This window comes from Caballeronia telluris (genome assembly GCF_001544495.1).
GTDB classification, from domain to species: domain Bacteria; phylum Pseudomonadota; class Gammaproteobacteria; order Burkholderiales; family Burkholderiaceae; genus Caballeronia; species Caballeronia telluris.
Genome location: NZ_FCNZ02000023.1, coordinates 74,270 through 95,424 on the forward strand (window position 1 = coordinate 74,270; position 21,155 = coordinate 95,424).

General features: G+C 61.1%; 21 protein-coding genes, 6 pseudogenes and 1 other annotated feature. Of the genes and pseudogenes, 20 read left to right on the top strand and 7 right to left on the bottom strand.

The window, feature by feature from the left end; all coding sequences use genetic code 11:
• Nucleotides 1-350 precede the first annotated feature (350 nt).
• The 3 genes and pseudogenes from AWB66_RS24830 to AWB66_RS24845 all read left to right on the top strand — a co-directional run bounded on the left by AWB66_RS24830 (nt 351) and on the right by AWB66_RS24845 (nt 2,672).
• A pseudogene (locus tag AWB66_RS24830) lies at nt 351-1,591 on the top strand (IS3 family transposase).
• Nucleotides 653-769 (top strand) — a sequence feature (AL1L pseudoknot). (Overlaps the previous pseudogene by 117 nt.)
• 497 nt (nt 1,592-2,088) lie before the next feature.
• Nucleotides 2,089-2,367, top strand: coding sequence for a YlcI/YnfO family protein (locus AWB66_RS24840; protein WP_087632738.1), 279 nt, complete (start codon nt 2,089-2,091; stop codon nt 2,365-2,367).
• Nucleotides 2,364-2,672: a type II toxin-antitoxin system RelE/ParE family toxin gene (locus AWB66_RS24845; RefSeq protein WP_087632739.1), complete on the top strand. Its 309-nt coding sequence runs from the start codon at nt 2,364-2,366 to the stop codon at nt 2,670-2,672. The genes AWB66_RS24840 and AWB66_RS24845 overlap by 4 nt, the downstream gene beginning before the upstream one ends.
• Nucleotides 2,673-3,266: 594 nt before the next feature.
• On the opposite strand, the gene AWB66_RS24850 is transcribed toward AWB66_RS24845, so the two are convergent.
• A complete protein-coding gene (locus tag AWB66_RS24850) occupies nt 3,267-4,157 on the bottom strand; it encodes a LysR family transcriptional regulator (RefSeq protein ID WP_087632740.1) in 891 nt (296 codons plus the stop codon).
• Nucleotides 4,158-4,257: 100 nt separating this feature from the next.
• Between AWB66_RS24850 and AWB66_RS24855 the strand changes: the two genes are divergently transcribed.
• From AWB66_RS24855 to AWB66_RS24865, 3 genes are read left to right on the top strand one after another with little or no spacing between them, the layout of a single operon-like run.
• The gene (locus tag AWB66_RS24855; protein ID WP_087632741.1) at nt 4,258-5,562 is read left to right on the top strand and encodes a CitMHS family transporter; all 1,305 of its coding nucleotides are present in this window, start codon (nt 4,258-4,260) and stop codon (nt 5,560-5,562) included.
• A 12-nt stretch (nt 5,563-5,574) separates the two neighbouring features.
• Nucleotides 5,575-6,933 (top strand): acyclic terpene utilization AtuA family protein, encoded by a 1,359-nt coding sequence (locus AWB66_RS24860; RefSeq protein WP_125469782.1) that lies wholly within the window; start codon nt 5,575-5,577, stop codon nt 6,931-6,933.
• A complete protein-coding gene (locus AWB66_RS24865; RefSeq protein ID WP_087632742.1) occupies nt 6,920-7,237 on the top strand; it encodes an AtuA-related protein in 318 nt (105 codons plus the stop codon). The genes AWB66_RS24860 and AWB66_RS24865 overlap by 14 nt, the downstream gene beginning before the upstream one ends.
• Nucleotides 7,238-7,561: 324 nt before the next feature.
• Here the strand turns inward: AWB66_RS24865 and AWB66_RS35120 are convergent, their stop codons facing one another.
• Nucleotides 7,562-7,861, bottom strand: coding sequence for an MORN repeat-containing protein (locus tag AWB66_RS35120; RefSeq protein ID WP_125469783.1), 300 nt, complete (start codon nt 7,859-7,861; stop codon nt 7,562-7,564).
• 366 nt (nt 7,862-8,227) lie between these two features.
• On the opposite strand from AWB66_RS35120, the gene AWB66_RS24870 reads away from it, so the two are divergent.
• The 3 genes from AWB66_RS24870 to AWB66_RS24880 all read left to right on the top strand — a co-directional run bounded on the left by AWB66_RS24870 (nt 8,228) and on the right by AWB66_RS24880 (nt 9,965).
• Nucleotides 8,228-8,575, top strand: coding sequence for a DUF2946 domain-containing protein (locus AWB66_RS24870; RefSeq protein WP_235021222.1), 348 nt, complete (start codon nt 8,228-8,230; stop codon nt 8,573-8,575).
• A 101-nt stretch (nt 8,576-8,676) separates the two neighbouring features.
• Nucleotides 8,677-9,603 (top strand): hypothetical protein, encoded by a 927-nt coding sequence (locus AWB66_RS24875; protein ID WP_087632744.1) that lies wholly within the window; start codon nt 8,677-8,679, stop codon nt 9,601-9,603.
• Nucleotides 9,600-9,965, top strand: coding sequence for a copper resistance CopC family protein (locus tag AWB66_RS24880; protein ID WP_087632745.1), 366 nt, complete (start codon nt 9,600-9,602; stop codon nt 9,963-9,965). Before AWB66_RS24875 ends, AWB66_RS24880 begins: the two co-directional genes overlap by 4 nt.
• Here the strand turns inward: AWB66_RS24880 and AWB66_RS35125 are convergent.
• Nucleotides 9,944-10,342, bottom strand: a complete 399-nt coding sequence (locus AWB66_RS35125; RefSeq protein WP_200819060.1) for a hypothetical protein — start codon at nt 10,340-10,342, stop codon at nt 9,944-9,946. The genes AWB66_RS24880 and AWB66_RS35125 overlap by 22 nt on opposite strands.
• Between AWB66_RS35125 and AWB66_RS35290 the strand changes: the two genes are divergently transcribed.
• From AWB66_RS35290 to AWB66_RS24920, 7 genes are all read left to right on the top strand, one after another.
• Nucleotides 10,226-10,477, top strand: a complete 252-nt coding sequence (locus tag AWB66_RS35290; protein WP_087632746.1) for a response regulator — start codon at nt 10,226-10,228, stop codon at nt 10,475-10,477. The two genes, AWB66_RS35125 and AWB66_RS35290, sit on opposite strands and share 117 nt — an antisense overlap.
• 101 nt (nt 10,478-10,578) lie before the next feature.
• Nucleotides 10,579-11,598: an AAA family ATPase gene (locus AWB66_RS24895; protein ID WP_087632747.1), complete on the top strand. Its 1,020-nt coding sequence runs from the start codon at nt 10,579-10,581 to the stop codon at nt 11,596-11,598.
• 15 nt (nt 11,599-11,613) lie between these two features.
• Nucleotides 11,614-12,483, top strand: coding sequence for a DUF58 domain-containing protein (locus AWB66_RS24900; RefSeq protein WP_087632748.1), 870 nt, complete (start codon nt 11,614-11,616; stop codon nt 12,481-12,483).
• On the top strand, nt 12,480-13,361 hold the full coding sequence (locus AWB66_RS24905) for a hypothetical protein (protein WP_087632749.1): 882 nt from the start codon (nt 12,480-12,482) through the stop codon (nt 13,359-13,361). Before AWB66_RS24900 ends, AWB66_RS24905 begins: the two co-directional genes overlap by 4 nt.
• Nucleotides 13,358-14,356 carry a vWA domain-containing protein gene (locus tag AWB66_RS24910; RefSeq protein ID WP_087632750.1) on the top strand — a complete coding sequence of 333 codons (999 nt, stop codon included), beginning with the start codon at nt 13,358-13,360 and terminating at the stop codon, nt 14,354-14,356. The genes AWB66_RS24905 and AWB66_RS24910 overlap by 4 nt, the downstream gene beginning before the upstream one ends.
• Entirely contained in the window at nt 14,353-14,895 is a 543-nt protein-coding gene (locus AWB66_RS24915) for a hypothetical protein (protein ID WP_087632751.1), read from the top strand. Before AWB66_RS24910 ends, AWB66_RS24915 begins: the two co-directional genes overlap by 4 nt.
• Complete coding sequence (locus tag AWB66_RS24920) at nt 14,892-15,803, top strand: vWA domain-containing protein (RefSeq protein WP_087632752.1); 912 nt, start codon at nt 14,892-14,894, stop codon at nt 15,801-15,803. Before AWB66_RS24915 ends, AWB66_RS24920 begins: the two co-directional genes overlap by 4 nt.
• A 95-nt stretch (nt 15,804-15,898) precedes the next feature.
• On the opposite strand, the gene AWB66_RS24925 is transcribed toward AWB66_RS24920, so the two are convergent.
• The 3 genes and pseudogenes from AWB66_RS24925 to AWB66_RS24935 all read right to left on the bottom strand — a co-directional run.
• Entirely contained in the window at nt 15,899-16,603 is a 705-nt protein-coding gene (locus AWB66_RS24925) for a hypothetical protein (protein WP_087632753.1), read from the bottom strand.
• Nucleotides 16,604-16,757: 154 nt separating this feature from the next.
• On the bottom strand, nt 16,758-17,018 hold the full coding sequence (locus AWB66_RS24930; RefSeq protein WP_125469784.1) for an SRPBCC domain-containing protein: 261 nt from the start codon (nt 17,016-17,018) through the stop codon (nt 16,758-16,760).
• 46 nt (nt 17,019-17,064) lie between these two features.
• Nucleotides 17,065-17,611 (bottom strand): annotated as a pseudogene (locus AWB66_RS24935) (IS3 family transposase); the annotation flags it as partial.
• A 60-nt stretch (nt 17,612-17,671) separates the two neighbouring features.
• On the opposite strand from AWB66_RS24935, the pseudogene AWB66_RS24940 reads away from it, so the two are divergent.
• Nucleotides 17,672-18,696: pseudogene (locus tag AWB66_RS24940) on the top strand (IS110 family RNA-guided transposase).
• A 231-nt stretch (nt 18,697-18,927) separates the two neighbouring features.
• Here AWB66_RS24940 and AWB66_RS24945 read toward each other — a convergent pair.
• Nucleotides 18,928-19,609 (bottom strand): annotated as a pseudogene (locus tag AWB66_RS24945) (IS3 family transposase); the annotation flags it as partial.
• Nucleotides 19,610-19,616: 7 nt separating this feature from the next.
• Here AWB66_RS24945 and AWB66_RS24950 point away from each other — a divergent pair.
• The 3 genes and pseudogenes from AWB66_RS24950 to AWB66_RS34515 form a co-directional block, all read left to right on the top strand.
• Nucleotides 19,617-20,024: pseudogene (locus AWB66_RS24950) on the top strand (DDE-type integrase/transposase/recombinase); the annotation flags it as partial.
• A 511-nt stretch (nt 20,025-20,535) separates the two neighbouring features.
• Nucleotides 20,536-20,928 carry a tyrosine-type recombinase/integrase gene (locus AWB66_RS24960; protein ID WP_087632755.1) on the top strand — a complete coding sequence of 131 codons (393 nt, stop codon included), beginning with the start codon at nt 20,536-20,538 and terminating at the stop codon, nt 20,926-20,928.
• Between the two features lie 92 nt (nt 20,929-21,020).
• Nucleotides 21,021-21,155 (top strand): annotated as a pseudogene (locus AWB66_RS34515) (IS256 family transposase); the annotation flags it as partial.

Consider the following 21,155-nt stretch of genomic DNA (forward strand, 5'->3'; position numbering starts at 1 on the left):
GAAAGAGGCGCGTGAGTTTTCACACCACAGCGCCGTATACAACCTACCGCCGCGATTGCCGGATGCTTCCGTGCCGTGTCGGGCGATTTGAATAATGCCGTCGCGTGTTGGACCTCAAGCTACCCTCTGATCAGAACACGATCAGCGGTCACTAGCAGCGCGCGATCGAGGCTGAGAGACCAATCGATAACTGTTGTTCAACATCCCCTTTATAACTTGGTACGACGATGCATGTCCCCGCTAAGTTCAAATGTCGGGGTTGCAGCTAAATACAAATGTCGCGTTTCGAACGGAACCGCCCCGAAAATATAGGAGACTTCGGATCTTAGCTGTGACAGGAGATTTGAAGTATGGAAAACGAAAGCAAGGCAAGGAAGCCTACCGGGACGCGATATTCGAATGAGGTCCGGGAGCGGGCAATCCGGATGGTGCTTGAGCACCAGTACGAGTATGAAACGCAGGGAGCGGCGATCCGCTCGATCGCCTCGAAGATGGGGATGTCGCGCGAGACGCTTCACAATTGGATCAATCAGGCTGAGCGCGACCGTGGCCAACGACCAGGCGCGACGACCTCCGAGCTGGCGCGCCTGAAGGAACTGGAGCGCGAAAATCGTGAATTTCGCACCACTAACGAGATCCTTCGCACGGCCTCGGCATATTTCGCGCGGGCGGAGTTCGACCGCCGATCGAAGCCATGATCGCGTTCATCGACGAGCATCGCGACGTCTACGGTGTCGAGCCGATCTGCCGCCTGTTGCCGATCGCGCCGTCGACGTATTACCGGCACGCCGGGCGGCGCAGCGATCCGGAGCAATGGCCAACGCGAGTGCGTCGCGATGCTGAACTGAAGGCCCTCATTCGGGCAGTCTGGGACGAGAACTTCGGCGTGTATGGTGTGCGCAAGGTCTGGCGTCAGTTGCTGCGCGGTGGCGTGAAGGTCGCGCGCTGCACGGTTGCGCGCCTGATGAGGATGATGGGCCTCGAAGGTGTTCGTCGTGGGCGCCGGATCAAGACGACGCAGCGCGACAATGCAGTGCCGTGCCCGCTGGACCGGGTCAAACGTCGGTTCCGGGCCGACTGGCCAAACGCGCTGTGGGTCGCGGATTTTACCTATTGCTGGAGATGGTCGGGCTTTGTCTACGTGGCTTTCGTGACCGATGTGTTTGCGCGCCGTATCGTCGATTGGCGCGTGTCGGCCTCGATGAGGACTGACTTCGTGCTGGACGCGCTGAACCGGGCGTTACATGATCGCCAGCCGCCGCCCGGGCTGATTCATCATTCCGATCACGGGTCGCAATATCTCAGCATTCGGTACACCGAACGGTTGGTGGATGCTGGCGTGCAACCGTCAGCCGGCAGCGTTGGCGATTCGTACGACAATGCACTGGCGGAAACGATCAACGGCCTATACACGGCCGAAGTTGTACATCGGCGTTCATGGCGTACGCTCCAGGATGTCGAACTCGCCACGCTCGAATAGGTGCACTGGTACAACCACCATCGGTTACTCGGCCCGCTCGGGTACGTGTCGCCCGCGGAGGCAGAGGAAGCTTACAATCGGAATTTGGTGCTATCCGCTCGCGCGGCGTAGCGCCAAACTCGGCGGTCCGGACAAACCCGGCGCGATTCAGCACCTCGCATCCCCGCAAACCGCGGCGGTGTCGCGTTCGACCTCGTACAAGCGAATGGCTCAGTCGAGCGCGTGGTCACCCTCAAGGCACTCGAAGCGTATTTCTGGCTTGAGCCGGGCGCAAGCGACGCTCGCACACTCAAATGCTTCGCGATGGCTACAAGCGAATCGCCGCGCTCGCCGCACGCAAGCCGCTCGCTCATCCGGCGGCGAGATCGAGTTGACGTCGTCGGATTTCGCGCGGGGTACATGAGATCTTTCGGGTATTCCTTGGGTTTGGATACGGCTCACGCCGACCGGTTTGCCAGCCAGCTCAGCTGGCTGCAACGATGCCTGATCCTGCGTCTACCCGAGTGGGCTGGGGCGCTTCACACTTCATCGGCTCGGACCTGTTTGCGTTTGCATGGGAGACAGAAATCGGGCAGAATGTATCGCAATTGCGATGCAGGAGTGAAGTTATGAAAACCGCTACCTTCCCCGCGGTACGGGTCGAGCCGGAATTGCGCGAAGCCGCTGAAAGCGTGTTGTCCGACGGCGAGACCCTGTCGGCGTTTGTCGAGCAGTCGATTCGCGCGAACATTGAGCGCCGGCGTTCGCGGAGCGATTTTATTGCGCGCGGCCTCGCCTCGCGAGACAGCACCAGACAGAGCGGTCAGTATGTGTCCGCCGATGACGTCCTGGCTACGCTCGAGGCCCGGCTGGCAAAAGCCAAGACGCGGCGCACGGCTACGCGATGACCTACGCGGTTCGGTTTACCCCGGAGGCCGCAACGGACCTCGACCGACTCTACGATTTCATTCTCCAGCGCGACGCCACCGATTTCACACTCGCCGAGGCGGCTCTTCAGGCAATTCACAACGGCTTCGCGACGCTTCGGAGTTCGCCGTTTACGTGCCGCAAAGCGCGATCCGACGCGCCCTTCCTTCGAGAACTGATCATTCCGTTCGGGCGCATTGGCTATGTCGCACTATTCGAAATCGAGGACAGCGAGACGGTCACGGTGCTGGCTATCCGCCATCAGTTGGAAGATGACTATCACTAAAGTGCCGGTTTTCCCCCGCGCAAGCGTTCACAGTGCCTCAAGCCGTTTCTTCTATTGGCTATCGGGCTGGACGCTTTAACGCATTTTCGGCAAGCCTCCGGCCTGCAAATTGCCCGGTAATCCCTATGACGCGGGGTTAATCTGTGATCGCCATTACTGCGGTGACATCGGATTTCTAATCTGAACTCAGAGCGAGCGGACTACGATTTCTCGCACGGGACGGCACTGGCAGATCACGGACTCTGAGCGTCGCTCATCGCCCAGCGAAGTTCTCGATCGCGAATGGCCAAAATCGAAGAGACTCAATGCTCCACCCATTGCGGTCACCCACGAGCCGGAATATCAGCGCCCGCTAACGGATTCGTCCGGTCCTCCACGCACGATATGCCAGACAGAGATAGTTGGGTTTCTTGGCCGGAATGCGTTTGACTGCGTCCTGTTCGCTCTCGGCTGAAAGGTGACCAGACAACATCCGATGATCGGCTCCGCAATGTCCCCAATGCCGGACACGCTCCGGATAAGAATGGCCGTGCAGACGTGAGACTATCTGGTTGCGCGATGCTGGCGACCAGCCGGCGTCCTCTAAGTGTCATGCTAGTTCTCGACGGCCAGACGCATGAGCGTCACGAATCTCTCGGCAATCGCCGGCAACGTCCTGCCTCTTTTTTTCACGATGGCGATCGACCGCACGAACGCGGGGTGATCAATCGCCTTCGCGACGAGCCCCGGTTCGGCGCGCACCTCCCGCGCGGTCTCTGGCAGGATGGTCACGCCGAGACCGGCGCGCACCATCGCCACGGCGGTCATCATGTAGGTCGGTTCGCACGCAATATCGCGTGGCTCGCGCGATTCGCTGAGGGCTGCATCGACGACCGCGCGCACGCTCGTTCCCGGCGCGGTGAGCACGAGAGGAGTCTGGGCGAGATCGTCAAGGCCAATTCGGCGTCTCTTCGCAAGCGGATGCGTTCGCGGAAACACGGCGACGAGCCGATCCACCGCCGAACACAGGACTTCGAGCATCGGGTCGAGCACCTCGCCGCCCGTGAGTCCGATGTCCGCTTCCTCGTTGCGAACGAGCGCGTTGACGGTGCTGGCCACGACATCGTGAATCTGAAACGACACGCGCGGCACCTCCCGCTTCATGCCGATCACGAGTTCGGGCAACACGCTCGCTGCGAACGTCGGCAGACACGCGATGCGAATCGTGCCGCTCTGCCCTTCGCCCAGCGCACGCGCATCGCGGAGCACGTTCTCCATGTCATGCAACGACTTGCGCAAGAGCGGCAGCAGTTCGCGTCCGGTCGGCGTCAGCGCGACGTTGCGGCTGTTGCGGTCGAACAGGCGCGCGCCGACCGCTTCCTCCAGCCGCCGTATCTGCACGGTCAGCGCGGGCTGCGACAGATGCAGCCGTTCGGCCGCGCGCGTGAAGCTGCCCGCCTCCGCTACGGCGACGAGTGCGCGAATGTCACGAAGATTCAGATCCATTATGGCTCGTAATAGCTGCGATCAAATCATTTCAATTGCGTAATCGCTGCACCGAACTTACTCTGGACCACATTAAAAGACAATATCTGGAGACACGTTCATGTTGCCGTTGCTCGGCCTCGCCACCATCGTCGTCCTGCTTGGGGCGATCCTTTCCAAGCGCATGTCGCCGCTCGTCGCGCTCATCATCGTGCCGATTGCCGCGTCACTGATCGGCGGTTTTGGCTTGCAGACGAGCAAGTTCGTCATCGACGGGCTGAGGAGTCTCGCCCCCGTTGTCGGCATGTTCGTGTTCGCGATTCTCTACTTCGGCACGATCACGGATGCCGGCACGCTCGATCCGATCATCGATCGCATCCTGCGCGCGGTCGGCACGAAGCCGACGCGCATCGTGATGGGCACGACGCTGCTCGCGCTGCTCATCCATCTCGACGGCTCCGGCGCGGTGTGCTTTCTCGTCACGATCCCCGCGATGCTGCCGCTCTACGAGCGCCTGAACATGGACAAGCGCGTGCTGGCGGCGGCGGTGTCGATGGCGGCGGGCATCAACTTTCTGCCGTGGACCGGGCCGATGATCCGCGCATCCGCGTCGCTGCACCTGCCGATTTCATCGCTCTTCAATCCGCTGATTCCGGTGCAGGCCATCGGCCTCGTGTACGTGTTCGGCATGGCGTGGATGCTCGGCCGGCGCGAAGAAAAGCGTCTCGGCTATTCGACGGCAAGCGGCTCCATTCCGATGCCCGAGCGCAAGCTCACGCCGGAGGAGGAAGCGCTGCGCCGCCCGAAGAACTTCTGGTTCAACATCGTCCTCACGATCGTCGTGCTCGGCACGATGGTCGTGATGGGCGAAAAAATTCCGCCCGCGATCATGTTCATGGTCGGCCTGTGCATCGCGTTGATGGTGAACTACCCGAACGTCGACATGCAGCGAAAGCGCATCGATGCGCACGCGCGCGCCGCGTTGATGATGGCGGGCATCCTGCTCGCGGCGGGCGTCTTCACCGGCGTGATGCAAGGCAGCGGCATGCTGAAGGCGATGGCTCAGGCGGCCGTCGGCTTCGTGCCGCCCGCGATGGCCGGGCATATACCGGTTGCGCTCGGCGTCCTGTCGATGCCGCTCTCGATGCTCTTCGATCCCGACTCGTTCTACTTCGGCGTGCTGCCGGTGGTTGCCGAAGTCGCGTCGCAACTCGGCGTGCCGGCGGTGCATGTCGGACAGGCCGCGCTGCTCGGCCAGATGACCACCGGCTTTCCCGTGAGCCCGCTCACGCCCGCGACGTTTCTCGTCGTCGGCTTGTGCGGCATCGACCTCGCGGATCATCAGAAATTCACGTTTCCGCTCTTGTTCGGCGCATCGATCGTGATGACGATCGCGTGCGTCGTGCTGGGCGTGTTTCCGTTGTAAGGGGTGAGCATCATGAAAGACATCATCAGGATAGGCGCGGGCGCGGGTTACTCGGGCGATCGCATCGAGCCGGCCGTCGAGCTGGCGGAACATGGCGCGCTCGACTATCTCGTGTTCGAATGCCTCGCCGAGCGCACCATCGCGATTGCGCAGCAGGCTCGTCGGCTCGATCCATCGGCAGGCTACGACCCGTTGCTCGAAGCGCGCATGCGCGCGGTGCTGCCGGTCGCCGCGAAGAACGGCGTGCGCATTGTTTCGAACATGGGTGCGGCGAATCCGTTGTCCGCGGCACGAAAAACGGCGCAGATCGCACGCGAACTCGGACTTCGAAACTTGAAGATCGCAGCCGTCACGGGCGACGATGTGCTGGATGTCGTCCTCGGCTCGTCCCTGCGTTTCGAGGAATCGGGCGATGACGTGAGCGCGTACGCAGACCGCATCGTATCGGCGAATGCGTATCTCGGCGCCGCGCCGATCGTCGCGGCGCTGGCGGCAGGCGCGGATATCGTGCTGACCGGGCGCGTCGCGGACCCGTCGCTGTTCACGGCGCCGCTCATCCACGAACTCGGCTGGCGGATGGACGACTGGAACACGCTCGGTCAGGCCACCGTCGTCGGCCATCTGCTCGAATGCGCAGGACAGGTGACGGGCGGCTATTTCGCTGACCCCGGCCGTAAGGACGTGCCGGACCTCGCGCGGCTCGGCTTTCCGATCGGCGAAGTCGATGCGCGCGGCAATGTTGTCATCGGCAAGGTGGAACACGCGGGCGGCTGCGTGACCGAGGCGACGTGCAAGGAACAACTGCTCTACGAGATTCACGATCCGGCGCGGTACTACCAGCCTGATGTCGTCGCGGATTTCACGCAGGTGCGCGTCGCGCAAGAGGCGAAGGATCGCGTGCGCGTGACGGGCGGACGCGGCGAGGCGCGCACTGGCACGCTTAAGGTGTCGGTCGGGTACATCGACGGTTACATCGGCGAGGGACAGATTTCCTACGGCGGACCGAACGCGGTCGCGCGGGCGCGGCTCGCGCTCGCTATCGTGCGCGAGCGGCTCGCGATGACCGGCGTCGATACGAGCGAGCTGCGCTTCGATCTCATCGGCGTGAATGCGCTTTATGGCGACAGCCTTGCGGCATCGCTCGAAGAGCCGTACGAAGTTCGCGTGCGCGTGGCGGGCCGCGTATCGAACGCGGGAGAAGCGGCGCGTATCGGCAACGAGGTCGAAACGCTTTATACGAACGGCCCGTCGGGCGGCGGCGGCGTGACGAAAGCGACGCGCGAAGTGCTCGCCGTGCAGTCCGTGCTGCTGCCGGGCGACCTTGTTAGACCCGTCTTCGAAATCGTGGAGGCAAGCAATGAAACTGCGTGAACTCGCTCACGGACGCACCGGCGATAAGGGCAACACGCTTAATGTCTCGGTCATCTGCTTCGACGCGAAGCATTACGTGCACTTGCGCGACGTTCTGACGCCGGAGCGCGTGAAGGCGCATCTCGCCGATGTAGTCAAAGGCGATGTGTTGCGCTACGAACTTCCACTTCTGGGGGCATTCAACTTCGTGCTCGGTCAAGCGCTCGGTGGCGGGGTGACCCGATCGCTCGCGCTCGACGCCCATGGCAAATCGATGAGCTCGGCACTTTTGGACATCGAAGTGAATGCGCCCCATGGGACTTGATGTCATGCCCAGGCCGTGGCCCGAAACAGTCGGCTCATGACAACCGGTAGTTGAGCAGAGGCGACGTTAGAGTGTCGAGTTTCTAGCGCGATCGACCGTCCCTTCGTGGCCGGTTGCGGAAGATCGCAGTTCGCGCGCCGTGCATCCCCGCGACCCCGGTCCGAACTTCCGGAGCCGACCCATCACGGACATCGGGCTGCGTTCCACAAGCGGCTCCTTCCAGGAGAACTGCTGACGTTCCCTTGAGTCGTCCAGCGTGCGCTACTGGCTCCCTCTACGAAGTTGCCGAACGTTGAAAACGTTGTTGAACGCTTCGCGTGCAGTCTATTTCTTCGTTTCGGGCGCGCTCGCTGAAGGCGCGCTGTGGCAGTTTGAAAAAGGAACCACCCAACGTCCAGTACGCATTGTCCCCTCTACGAAAGCGTCCTTTATGAACCGTCCTTTGAGGATTGTCCCGTCTGGCCGGGTTTCCATTCCTTGACCATCGGCTTTCCCCTCGACAACCTGCCCTTGATAGCGGCCCCCGTCAGCCCGGTTCAGGCTCTCTGCTCGCGGCGCCGCAAAAGTCCAACCGACACAGCAAATTCCGATTGCCGCAACGGCAGGTCTCATTGCCGCCTCCATTTGATTTGGTCTCGCATAGTGCGACGCGTAAAATCTCGAATCAATCTAATGTACACATTCTTCATGAGGTTTCGTTCGCTATCGCACATACTCTGTCTTCGAATGCAGAATTATGATGGTGCGCGGACTACATTTTGATCGAGTAACCGCGCAGGATGAGGGGCTGGCTTTAGAGGCAACGGCGGCACGATAACAAGCGCGTGATGTCGAATACGATGGACGCTGATAGTAAATTCTTCAATGTCGCGAATAAGCATCATGCAGCGGCGGCGTGCTTCCGACGTGGCATAATCGCCGGAAATCGAATGGATACTTCCAATCATTTGACCCAATATGCGCAGCCGCTTTCATCGGAAGATCGGCTTTATGTTCGGATTGCTTGCAATCCTGCTGGTGACGCTCGCGCCTGTCGTCTCGCAGACACTCGTTCAAAGCGGCCATGGCGCGCTTTCCAATTCCCTCTGCTCTGCGCAACCCTCGGCCGGCGACGCGACTGATCACCATCATCCGTCCGGCAATCTAGCCCAACATGGCGGGCAGGCGTGCGGCTACTGTCATTTCTCCACCCACGCACCCGCGCTTCCTAGCGTAGTCGCTGTCTTTGCGCTTGTGATCTGGGCAATTCAGCAGCTCATCGCCACGCGCTTCCAGAGCGTACGGCGTTTCTTTGCGCTTAACGCAGCGCAACCACGAGCTCCGCCTCTCGCATCCTGATTCGAGTCGCTTAGAAACGATGCCCTAGTGGCATTCCGTGTGTTCGCACGTCCGTTCACGGATGCGAGCGCACCGTCACGACCGTCTTCAAGGATGAGCGTATGCAAACCACGTCAACACGTAGCGGCGTATCGCTGCTCACGGCTTCCCTCGCCGTGGCGGCTGCCGCTGCCTCACTCTTTTACGCTGCGCCCGCGAGCGCACACGCAATTGCCGGTGACCGCGTTTTCCCGGCGACGATGTCAGTCGACGATCCCGGCGTCGGCGATGAAGTGAACTTCCAGTTCGGCCACATCAAGGCGCCGAACGACGACGGGAACGACGCGAACTTCAACTCGACATCCTTCGAATGGGACAAGTTGATCACCTCGAACCTCGCGCTGAGTGTCGGGGGCGCTTATCTGAGCCAGAATGCACCGGAGAACGGATCGGCCAAGGGCTTCGACAATGTCGAAGTCGGGCTCAAGTATCTGGCGTACGTCAACGCGAAGCACGAGTTCATGGTCTCGGTAGGCGTAAGAGCGGCGCTGGGAGGCACCGGCGCGAAAGCGGTCAGCGACTCGTTTTCGACGATCGCGCCAGCGCTCTTCTTCGGCAAGGGTTTCGGAGACTTGCCCGATGGCTTGAGTTATCTGCGACCACTCGCCATTACCGGCGAAATCGCGCCGAACTACACGACGAATGCGTCGGCGCCGAATTCGCTCGATTGGGGCGTCACGATTCAGTACAGCATTCCCTATCTGCAATCGCAGGTCAAAAATCTGGGACTCGGAGCGCCGTTCAACAACTTCATTCCGGTGGTCGAGTTCCCGATGAACACGTGCACCCAAGGACCGTGTTCTGGCCATACGACCGGCAACATCAATCCTGGGGTGATCTGGCTCACTCGCTGGGGACAACTCGGCATCGAGGCGCAGTTGCCGGTCAATCGGGCGTCCGGCAGACACACGGGCGTGCTGCTGCAAGCGCATTTCTATCTCGACGACATCTTCCCGAACTCGGTCGGCAAACCACTCCTTCATCCATGAACAAGACCACGCTCATGCGCGGCCTCGTCGCCGCTTCAACTCTTGTGCTCGCGCAGTTTGCTTGCGCGCACGCTTACCCGAGGCATCAATCGCCCGAGGCGGGCGCCACCGTCTCTCCCGCGCCCCACGAGGTATCGATCGAGTTCGACGATGCGCTCGAGCCTGCCTTCAGTTCGATCACGGTAACCGATGGGCAGGGAAAGCCTGTGAATAGCGGCAAGTCAGCAGTGGACGCTGGCAACAAAAAGCTGATGAAGGTGGCGCTAGCCAGTCTTGCGCCAGGCTCTTACACCGTTGCGTGGGTGGCCGTCGCCGATGACGGCCACCGTACGCAAGGGCATTACACGTTCACCGTGAAGTGATGACAGATCCTGTCACCGTTGAGCAGACCTGCATCGCCATCCTGGAGGATGTCCTCTTCGCGCTGGCGGTGGGGTCTCTCGCCTGCTACAACGTGCAAACCGCTGTAGATCTTAAGAATCACATGATCGTTGCCCACGATGTCGTCAATGTCGGTGACGATCGCCGAATTGACTTGCTCGTCCCGGATGTGGGCCTGCCCGGAGGCATGAATGGGAGGCGAATGGCCGATGCCGCGAGAGTCGTTCGGCCCGACTGAAAAGTGCTGTTTATCACGGGCTATGCGGAGAATGTGTTCTTCAACGGCGGCCAGGCAGAGCGCAACATGCATGTCCTGACGAAGCCCTTCACGATGGACGCGCTTGGCCAGAAAAATCAAGGAGTTGATTGTCGGCGTTTAACGGCGCACCGATCCGCTTTAGGCTTGGCGCTCAATCTGTCGCCCGACGTCTATCGCTCGCCCCTGCAGATGAGGGTTTCAAAGTGTGTCATCGGTACGTTTGCGAATACGTGACACTCTGTGCTTCCTTGTCCGCATGACTTGCTTCTCGCACCAATCGCATCCATTGGCACGACACTTGCCTGTCAACTTGGCCGCCGACAGGGAGAAGCCCGATGTTGTCTGACGAAGCGTTGCAGGACTGGAGGAGCAACGCGCTGCAACTCGAAGCGGCGGTTGCGCAGGCGCTCATCGGCCAGCCGGAGGTGACGCGCCTCATCACCGTGGCGCTGTTCGCGCGCGGACACGTGCTGCTTGAAGGCGACGTCGGCGTCGGCAAGACCACGCTGCTGCGTGCGTTCGCGCGGGCGATCGGCGGCGAGTTCGAGCGGGTCGAGGGGACCATCGACCTGATGCCGGGCGATCTCATCTATCACACCTATGTCGATGGCGAAGGCGCGCCGCGCATCGATCCCGGTCCACTGCTGCGTCATGGCGAGCGCCTCACGACGTTCTTCTTCAACGAGGTCAACCGCGCGCGGCCGCAGGTGCAATCGCTCTTGTTGCGCGCAATGGCGGAGCGTTCCGTGTCCGCATTCAATCGCGAGCACCACTTTCCGCACATGACGGTGTTTGCGGATCGCAACAAGGTCGAGAAGGAGGAGACCTTCGAGCTGGCGTCCGCCGCGCGCGACCGCTTCATGTTCGAGCTGAACATGACGACGCCTCCCGAGTCCGCGATTCGCAGACGTCTCGTGTTCGATCCGCATTTCCATGACGTCGATACCGTGCTCGAACAGGTGCCTGACGGTATGTTCGCGTGGCGCGAGTTGAACGCGGTGGCAGCGTCGATCCAACGCAGCGTGCGCGCGAGCGAAACCATCGAACGATACGTGCTGCAACTCTGGGAAGCGACCGAACGGCCCGCGCAATACGGCATCGTGCTCGACGACGTCGATATGGATCGGCTCGTACTGGCGGGCGCGAGTCCGCGCGGAATGAGTGCGCTGGTGCGTGCAGCGCGCGTGGTGGCGTGGCTCGCGGGACGCGCGCACCTGATCCCGGAGGACATTCACGCCGTGTTGCCGGCGGCGCTTGGTCATCGCGTGTTCTTTACGCCGATCTATGAGCTGCGCCGCGCAGAACTCGCCGCCGCGCTCGCGCAGGCGATCATGCTGCGCGTGGCCGCGCCCTGAAGCGGAGGCTGCGCGATGAGCCCCGCTCACGAATTCCATTACCGGATGCCGTCGCAAGTACACGGTCATCGTCCGGGATCGCATCACGGTTCCAGCATCGGTGTCGGACAGGCCTTCGCAACCCACGCACGTCTCTTCGATCACCCCGATCCGCGTCGCCTCGATCTGCGTGCTAGCTTGCGGCATCCGGGGCGCGAGTGGCTCGTGCGGCTGCATCGACAGCGCTCGGCACTCACGGTGCATGCGCTCGTGGACGTATCGGCATCGATGACGTTCGGCTCGCCGCGCACCAAGCTCGACATCGCCGGCGATTTCGTCGATTCGCTGGGACTCAGTGCGTTTCGCGTGGGCGACCCGGTTGGACTGCTCGCGTTCGATACCGCGTTGCGCGATGAGCTCACGATGCCCGCGCGTCGTCACCGAGGCGCGGGTGCGGCAATGCGCGCATTGTTGCACGAAGGGCGCAGGCTCGCGGCGCAACGTGACGGCAGCGGTGCGGCTGGCCTGCGGCGCGCAGCAGAACGACTGGGCGGGCGCGAGGGGATCGTGTTCGTTGTATCGGACTTTCACTGGCCGTTGGATACCTTGCGCGGATCGTTCGAGCTAATGGCTCCGGCTCTTGTCGTGCCGCTGGTCGTGTGGGATCCGGTCGAACTGGAAGCGCCATCGCGCAACGCGCTCATGATGGTGCGCGATGCGGAGTCGCACGAGCGGCGCGCCTTGTGGATGCGCCCCGCGCTGCGCATGCAATGGCGCGATGCGATCCGGCATCGGCGCGCGCAGATCGATGGGTTGTGCCGGGCGCACGGCGTGCGTCCGCTGTATCTGAGCGGAACGTTCGATCCGGAGACGGTGTCGCGATACTTCGTGGAGATGGCCGGATGATCGCACGATCGGTCATCGTGATTGCCTTGATGGCGCTTGCGCCTTACGCGGTCGCACAACAATCGGCCGTCGCGACGACCGAGCAGCCGCGCAGTTTCGGCTACATGTTAGGCGATGTGATGACCCAGCGCGTCTTGCTGCGCGTGGGCAACCGACCGTTCGAACCTTCTGCGTTGCCGCCGCTGGAGCGCACCGGGGCGTGGCTCACGCGACGCGCGGCTGCGATCGAAACGGACGGCGCCGGGAACCGATGGCTCGTGCTCGAATATCAGGTGATCAACGCGCCGCAGACGCTTGCTGCGATCGCGTTGCCTGCTTTGACGCTGACTAGCCGCGCGTCCGGCGGCGCGGCACTGAGCATTGCGGCATGGCCGGTGAGCGTGGCGCCGCTGACGCCTCGCATCGCATTCGCTCAAGGCGCGTTGCAACCATTGCAGCCCGACCGACAGCCCTCGCTTCTGCCGACGGCGCCGCTGCAGAGGCGCTTGACTGTGTCACTGGTGACGCTTGCATTTGTTGTGTTCGCGTGGCTTGGATGGTGGCTGTGGCGCAATCATCGCGATGCTTGCCAAATGCCTTTCGCGCGTGCGTGGCATGCGCTGAAGAGATTCAATGCGGCCCAGGTCGATCACGATTCCGACGCTTGGCGCCAAGTCCATCGCGCACTGAACGATGCCGCCGGCCAAGCTCTTCATCCGGGCACGCTCGACGCTCTGTTCGTCCGAGCGCCTTACCTGGAACCGATGCGAGCCCGGATTGAACGCTTCTACGCGCACTCCGGCGAGCGGTTTTACGCGCTTGCGCCGGCGCACGAGCCCTATCGGTTGCTCGACTTGTGCCGCGATTTGCGCTGCCTCGAAAGGCGCAATCGACGATGACCGCCTCGTTCGGTTTCGCATCGCCTTGGATGCTCGCACTGCTTCCGCTTGCCTTGTTGCCGCTAGCGCCGCGCATCAGCGACACGCTGCTTTACTCGCACGTCGCATGGTTGCCGCGTGACCGGCTCGGTCATGCCGCCGGCATTGCACTGCGCGTGATCGCGGTGGCCACGATGCTGTTAATCGTGATCGGACTCGCCGATCCGCGTGAGACGGAAAAAGCGGTGACGCATGTCGCGCGAGGCGCCGAGATCATGGTGCTGATGGACCGGAGTTCGAGTATGGACGCGTTCGTCCCGCCTAAGAGCGTCTACGCGGCGGGCGCGATGGCGGGCGGCGTGTCGAAGAACGCGTCGGCGCGCGAGGTGCTAACGCGCTTCATCGATAAACGGGGCAGCGACCTCGTCGGGTTCATGATGTTCGGCACGAGCCCACTGCTCGTGTTGCCTTTCACGCGCGACAAGGAAGCGATTCGGAGCGCCGTGGCGAGCACCGGCATCGGACGAGGGATGCCGGATACGCGGCTCGATCGCGGGCTGCTCGCTGCGATCGGCCAGTTCGAGCGGCGCGACTACAACGGAAATCGCGTGATCATCCTCGTCTCGGACGGCGGCGCGCGTATCAATGCGCCGATGCGCTCGCGCATCGCGGCGGGGCTCGCGCGGGAACGCCTCACGGTGTATTTCATTTACTTGCGCAGCAGCGCGAACAGCACCGATCTGAACGCGATCACGCCGGCCGACGAGTCGTCCGAGGAGGTCGAATTGCATCGCTATTTTCAGTCGCTGAAGACGCCGTATCGGCTTTACCAGACGGACGATTCGAGCGCGATGGCAGCGGCGATGGCAGAGATCGACGCGCAGCAGAATTTTCCGGTTTCGTACGTTGAGCGTGTACCAGAGAGGAGCCGCAGTACGTCATTTCTTGCTTTGGCGTTGGCTGGCTGTGCGCTGCTGTTTGCGTTGCGATTTGCATTGTTGCGGAGTTGGTCATGAGGCGCCGCGTCCTTCATGCGGTGTTTGCGGGGGCTGTGCTTTGTTGCGCCGTCTGGGCTGGATTCGAAGGCTGGCGTCTCCTCGATGCGCAACGGAGCAATGTGGACGTGATGCGTGCGGGTGCTGCGTCGGATGTCGCCGATAAATCGCCACGTGTTCGGCTTGCGCAAGCGGTTGCTCTATCGAAAGCAGGGCAGCGCGATGCGGCGGCGAAACTCTACGATGGGCTCATCACTAGCGCTGATCTTGACGACATTGGAGAGGCCGCCCTATTTGATCTTGCGAACATGTACCTGCGCGAAGCAATCGCCGCGGGCGGGCGCAATCCGATCGCGTCGGCGCCGCTCGCCGAACTTGCGAAGAACCGTTATCGCGAGCTGCTTCGCGCGAAACCCGACGACTGGGACGCACGCTATAACCTCGAACGCGCGCTTTGGCTGCAGCCAGAGAGCGCGCAGGCTTTCGACGATGGACGCGAACCTTACGAGGTCCGCCGCATGATCAAGGTGCCGGACGTCGCGCTTGGGGATTTGCCGTGACCGTGACGGCGGCTTATCGGCAATGGGCGCTCGCCGTCGCGGTCGTATTACTTGCGGCCGCGATCTGGATGCCTGGCGTGAGGTTGATGCGCGACCGTTTCGATTACGTCGTGACCTTCGACATCACGCAAAGCATGAACGTCGAGGACGTGTTGGTGGAGGGCGTGCGCACAAGCCGCCTCGTCTATGCGCGCGAGGCGATGCGCCGAGCGTTGCGGCGGATGCCGTGTGGGTCGAAAGTCGGATGGAGCGTGTTCACTGGAACACGATCGCTGCTGCTGCTGGAGCCGATCGAAGTCTGCGAACACTACGACGCGCTCACGACATCGCTCGATGGCATCGACGGACGAATGCGTTGGGCCAACGCGAGCCGTATCGCCAACGGCGGGCTGTTTTCGGCGATCCGCCAAGCAAAGCAGATGGGGGACGACGTAGCAGTCGTTTTCATGACCGACGGACAAGAGGCGCCGCCGCGTCCGCTATCCGATACGTCGATGCTCGGGATCACGCCGGGAGAAGTTCGCGGGTGGCTGATGGGTGTCGGTGGCGATCAGCCAGCGCCGATACCGAAAACCGATAGCGACGGCCGGCCCGCAGGCTTCTGGCTCGCAACCGACGTCGTGCAGACAAGCGCGATGTCGTCCGCGCAGCGGGGGGGAGTGAGTCATGAGGAGCTGTCGGCGCTAAGAGATGGGTATCTTAAGACGCTCGGCGGGCAGACGGGGCTTGAGTATCGCGCGTTGTCGACACAGAAGGCGCTGGGGGATGCGTTGCTCGATTCGCGGTTTGCTAAGCGGGTTGGTTCGACGGTAGATGTCCGATGGTGTGCTGCGTTGGGGGCTCTTGTGGCGCTCGTGGTGGTGTTTTTGCCGGATTTTCGTGGGGCGCGTGTGGTGCCTCGTCGGTAACGGACGCGTTGCATTTCTCGTCGCGTTGCAATGACCTTATGAGCGGGGAGCGCATGATTGCAGCCGTCAGGGCAACCACCGCTTCTACCCGAAAACTAATCAACGCGGTACCAGCGACCGGTTTCCGGGCACACGACGGCTGGTGCGCCGTTCGACCAGACTTGCTCTTCGTCCAGTTGAAGTGAGGTCGTACGGGCAGTGTCAAAGACCACCTTAAGTGCTTGCCCGACATGAGGGTCTTCGATGGAAAGCTCCCAGGTCAGGAATATCTGAGTGCAATCCTGGTCCGGCGCAAAGTCGGCCGCACTGAAACTGCCGCTGTGGCGCTGAATGACACCATGAGGCTGGCCAGTATCGAATATCACCGCTGTTCCGCGGGTCAAGGGGATGCGATGGCCCGTAGAGGGAAAATGCAAGTCCAGGCCGCTGTCGTCGCTCAGGAAGAGATTGCAAAAGGCCGCGCCACCATATTGCGCACCGTCATGGTGGTAGCGTGCGCCACGACAGGCCATAAGCGCTACGTCACTGGACGCAAGCACAGTGGGCAGTCCGAGCGCGCGCGTCCAGTCGGACATTGCCTCCACGCAACGCCTGTAGTCCGGCCAGCGCACTTGCGTTCGCGCCAAAGGCATTGCCTCGACGTCTCCGGGCTCCAGGACGAGGCGCGAGGAAATCTCTCGTTGCCAATCCGCGAGCACGCGCGCAGGGGGCACGGGCACATCGAGCGTGCCTGATAAAACGATGTCACTTACGCGTCGACTGCGGATGGCGTCGCCGCTCCAGAAAAAGGAAGTCAGCATGTCGCGCATCGGTGCTGTTGAAGGGAGCTCATCAGGTCATTGTAACGATTCAGCCCGCCAACTCGCCGAAAACCCGGTCAGAAGCGGACAGTCAACCTGTCGCCAACGCCGCGCCTCTCGAAGGGCCAAGAGCGGCCCCGTGAGATCGACAAGTTCAGGACCCTTCCGCGCCCGCGCCGCGGGCCATCAGGAAATTGTCTAGCTGCTCGAACGTCTCGGGCATCGCCTCGTCCATTCCTTCGATGGCGACGTCGAGCGCTTCCTTCGACGGATAGAGCTCGCGCATCACCAGCCGTGTCTTGCCCTCCTTCTCCTCGAAGGTCACCGTCGTGACGGCACCGTCCTCGGTTTCCTCGTTTGTCCAGACGAGGCGGGCGTTCGGCACCACTTCGAGGTATTTCCCAAAGAACGCCATGGGCGCCGCGGTCTTGGAGTGAGCGCGGCTAAAATCTTGGACCGATTTATGCCGTAATTCCAAGACTCTGCCGGTATTCGACCGGGCTGAGGGAGCCGAGCGAGACTTGATCCGTTTTGCGTTATACCAGCGGATGTACGAGCCAACGACTTCGATGAATTGATCAACGGTCGTGGCCCGCCAGTCACGGGGATAGAATAACTCCGTCTTGAGGCGCCCGAAGAAACCTTCGCAGGCTGCATTATCCGGCGAACATCTTTGCGCGACATCGAGCGAATCAGTCTGGCATCCCGCATCCGTGAGAGCCACCCCGGCCAGCGATAGTGCGCACCGCGATCGGAGTGAACCACGGGCCGCTCCTCACAGCCAGCCACCGACTCAATCGCCGAATCCAGCATGGTATTGACGAGGTCTGCAACCGGCCGCGTGCCGATTGACCAGCTCACAACGAGACCGTCGAAGCAGTCGATCACCGGCGACAGATATACCTTACCGGCTGGGATCTGGAACTCGGTAATGTCGGTTAGCCATTTCTGATTTGGAGCGGCGGCACAGAAGTCACGATTGATGATGTTTTCGGGCGCGGGGCTAATGAGATGGTCACCCCACCCTACACACGGGTTACGCTGTAGGGTGTTTTCTTTCGGGCGGCCATCACGCAGAACGTAGCGCTGGTTCGGATCGATCTGGGGAAACATGCTTTTCATCTTCATGGCCAAGACAGACATGGCAAAGCCGTGTTCCGCAAGAAGGTGACCCGCAAGCAACTGATCGAGTTCTTTGCCACCGTCCACGCCTGCACGGTGGTCATGGAAGCCTGCGCCGGTGCCCATCAAATGGCACGCAAGCTGGCAGAGTTCGGGCACCAGATCAAGCTCATCTCGCCGCAGTTCGTGCGGCCCTTCGTCAAGAGCAACAAGAACGATTTCGCGGACGCCGAGGCAATCTGTGAAGCGGCCTCACGCCCGGCGATGCGATTCGTGTCGCCGAAGACCGAATCGCAACAAACGCTGTCCGCCCTGCACCTGGTGAGGGATTCTCTGGTGCGGGACCGCATGAAGACGTGCAACCAGATGCACGGCTTTCTGCTCGAGTTCGGCATCAGCCTGCCGATCGGTCAGACGGTTATCGTACGCTTGCCCGCCGTGCTCGCTGAACACCAGTTACCACCCCGACTGGTCGTCATGCTCGAGCGCCTGCACGCTCACTTCAAATACCTCAGCGAACAGATTGGCGAACTCGACAAGAAGCTGAGCAGACAGCTCGCCGAGGATGATCTTGGCCAGCGTCTTCTAACCATTCCAGGTGTCGGTCCGATCACGGCGAGCGTGCTGGCCGCCAATGGGCGATGGCAAGCAATACGGCTGTAGCCGGGATTTCGCTGCGTCGCTCGGTCTCGTCCCATGCCAGTACAGTACGGGCGGCAAGGCCAACCTGTGAGGCATCATCAAATGCGGACAAGAATACAAGGCGCTTGCTCGTGCAGTGCGCAAGAGCTTACATGCAGCGGCTCGACAGGCAGACCGGCCGCTTGGCCGAATGGGTCCGCGCGATGCTCACGCGCCGACATTCGAACGTGGTCGCCTGCGCGCTGGCCAACAAGCTGGCGCGTACCGCGTGGGCGCTGGCGACCCGCAACACCACATTCGATGCGCGAGCGAGCGTCACGTCCGCCTGAACGCTTAAGTTCCAATCCAGCTTCACCGCGTTTCACCTACCTGGTTTTGCGATCGCTGAAATTTGATGACGTGAACGGCACAACGGCCTGACGGACAACCTAATAGAAATAACGGCCTTCCAGGCCGAGGGGCTTTTAAGGACCGGCAGGCGCGACTCTCATCGTGGCGCGGGGAGCGATCCTCACAACGACGCCGGATAGATATAGGCAAGCCAATCCACATCATCAGAGATCAGTGTTGCAAAAACGGGGGTGACCATAGATTATTTCTCCGCGATAGGAGCCGTAGCGACGTCGCCTGGACGTGGCAGCGGCCAGACCTTCCTGTCGCATCAAACGTTGCACTACCATCTCCGAGATGAAGATCTTCTGTCTGCCCAACGCCGCGCAGATCCGCCGATATCCGTAGCAACGGTGATTGAGTTCGAAGATGTCCGCGATGACGCGACGCGCGCCAGCATGCCTGTCAGCAACGAGCTGATGTGCACGGTGATAGAAGTAGGAACTGCGGGCAAGCCCCAGGGCGGCTAACAGCTCTGGCAACGCATAGGTCTGCTCAGGGCATCGAGCAGCATCGTCTTCTCCCGGTTGCTCAGGAGTTGCGGGTCGATGTCCATTCCTTTTTTTATCAGTCGTCCGCCTTCTTCAGGATATCGTGCTCGAGCTGCAACTGCCGGATGTCGCGTCGATGCGACTCGACCTGCTGTTCCAGTTCCGTACGCTCATGGTCCGGCGCTGGCTTCTTTTTGCGTTTCATGGAGGCTGGAACCTCTCGACCGAGTAGCTGGTTCTTCCAGTTATACAGCGTCGGCCTACTCACGCCTGTTTTCTCGGCAACCACGCGCGCACTTTGCTCGCTGGTGCACAGCTCGATGACTGCCGCCCGCTTCACTTTTTGTGATTTTGAAACGCTACGGCCGATGGCGCCGACCATGCCGGCCGGACTGGTCATGTCGGCATTGACCGTGGCGCTGCAGCAGCGTCAACCAGCACGGGGACTGGTTCTGCATTCCGACAGGGGCAGCCAGTATGCAAGCGATGAATACCAGGCCTTGCTGAAGCAGCATCACGTAGTTTGCAGCATGAGCCGCAAGGCAAACTGCTGGGACAATTCGGTGATGGAAAGATTCTTCCTGAACTTGAAAATGGAGCGCGTGTGGCGGCGTCAGTACGCCAACCATGATGAGGCACGGCGCGACATCAACCAATACATCGTCGCTTTCTACAATCCGGTGCGCTTGCACTCCACTTTGGGTTACCTGTCGCCCGCCGCCCACGAGGCGAAATCGACAGCGAAAGAACCTATCTGCCTGTCTGAAATAACTTGACCACTACAGCCGCACCGGGGCGGCTCGCGAACGTCTGTAAAGGCCGATTTGGACAAGGAGACTACTCCAGCGGCAATGGCAGAAATGGGTGGAGGAAGACAATGCTACTCCCATCAACTCAACGGGAGTCTGTCATGGGAAGCAATCAAAGCCGTGGGCCCTGGAACAAAGGCAAGTTAGTCGGTCAGAAGCCGCCGCTGAAGCCGAAAGGCGTCTGGGCAATCCGGATTCACTTGCAGAACGCGCACGCAGTTCGCGATCTAGGGCTATTCAATCTTGCGATCGATAGCAAGCTGCGCGGGTGCGACCTCGTAAACCCACATGTTCGCGACGTAACCACGGCAATCAGATATTGCCGCGCGCGATGATAATGCAGCGCAAGAGCAAACGACCTGTGAAGTTCTAGGTCACAGAGCCCGCTCGGGTTGCGGTCGCGGCATGGATCTAGTCTTACTGTGTCATAAGCTTCACGGCATTATAGAAGCTTCTTCATCCTTTGCATGAGGAAGTGATGGACTGGGAGACGTCGTTCGACGAGTATCTGGAACATCTATGTGAGGCGGTCAGGCATAGCGATCGCCACTCCGGGTTGATTGGCTATTGCCAAGCTAAGCTGAGGTCCGATGAGTACCTTTGCCCGAGCCGCTTTTCTCGGTCGCCGCATATCTCAACGCGACAATACGCCCGGAAGGTACATCAATGGGTTGCCGCGATCGGCCTTGATCCGACCGCTTACGGCGCACATTCGATGCGTCGGACCAAGGTGACTTTGATTTACAAGCGGACGAAGAACCTCAGGGCGGTTCAACTTCTGCTTGGACATAGCAAACTTGAAAGCACCGTTAGATACCTCGGCATAGAGGTTGACGATGCGCTCGAGATCTCCGAGCAAACTGAGGTCTAAAAAGTGGGGCGCGGCCGTGCGAAAGGCTGTCTGTGAGCCTGTCAGATTTTCTGTGTGCCGAGGTCATGAGACGATAACGGAAATAACGTCCTATGACCGAAGCAACCGTGACAAAGAAGAGCAAGAACCCGAAGGCACCGAAGCTGTTTTCCGATGAGTTGATCGACCAATTTATGCCCAAGTGCAGGGCAAGGATGCTAAGTCGGTCCTGGGCGAATCAGGTCTGG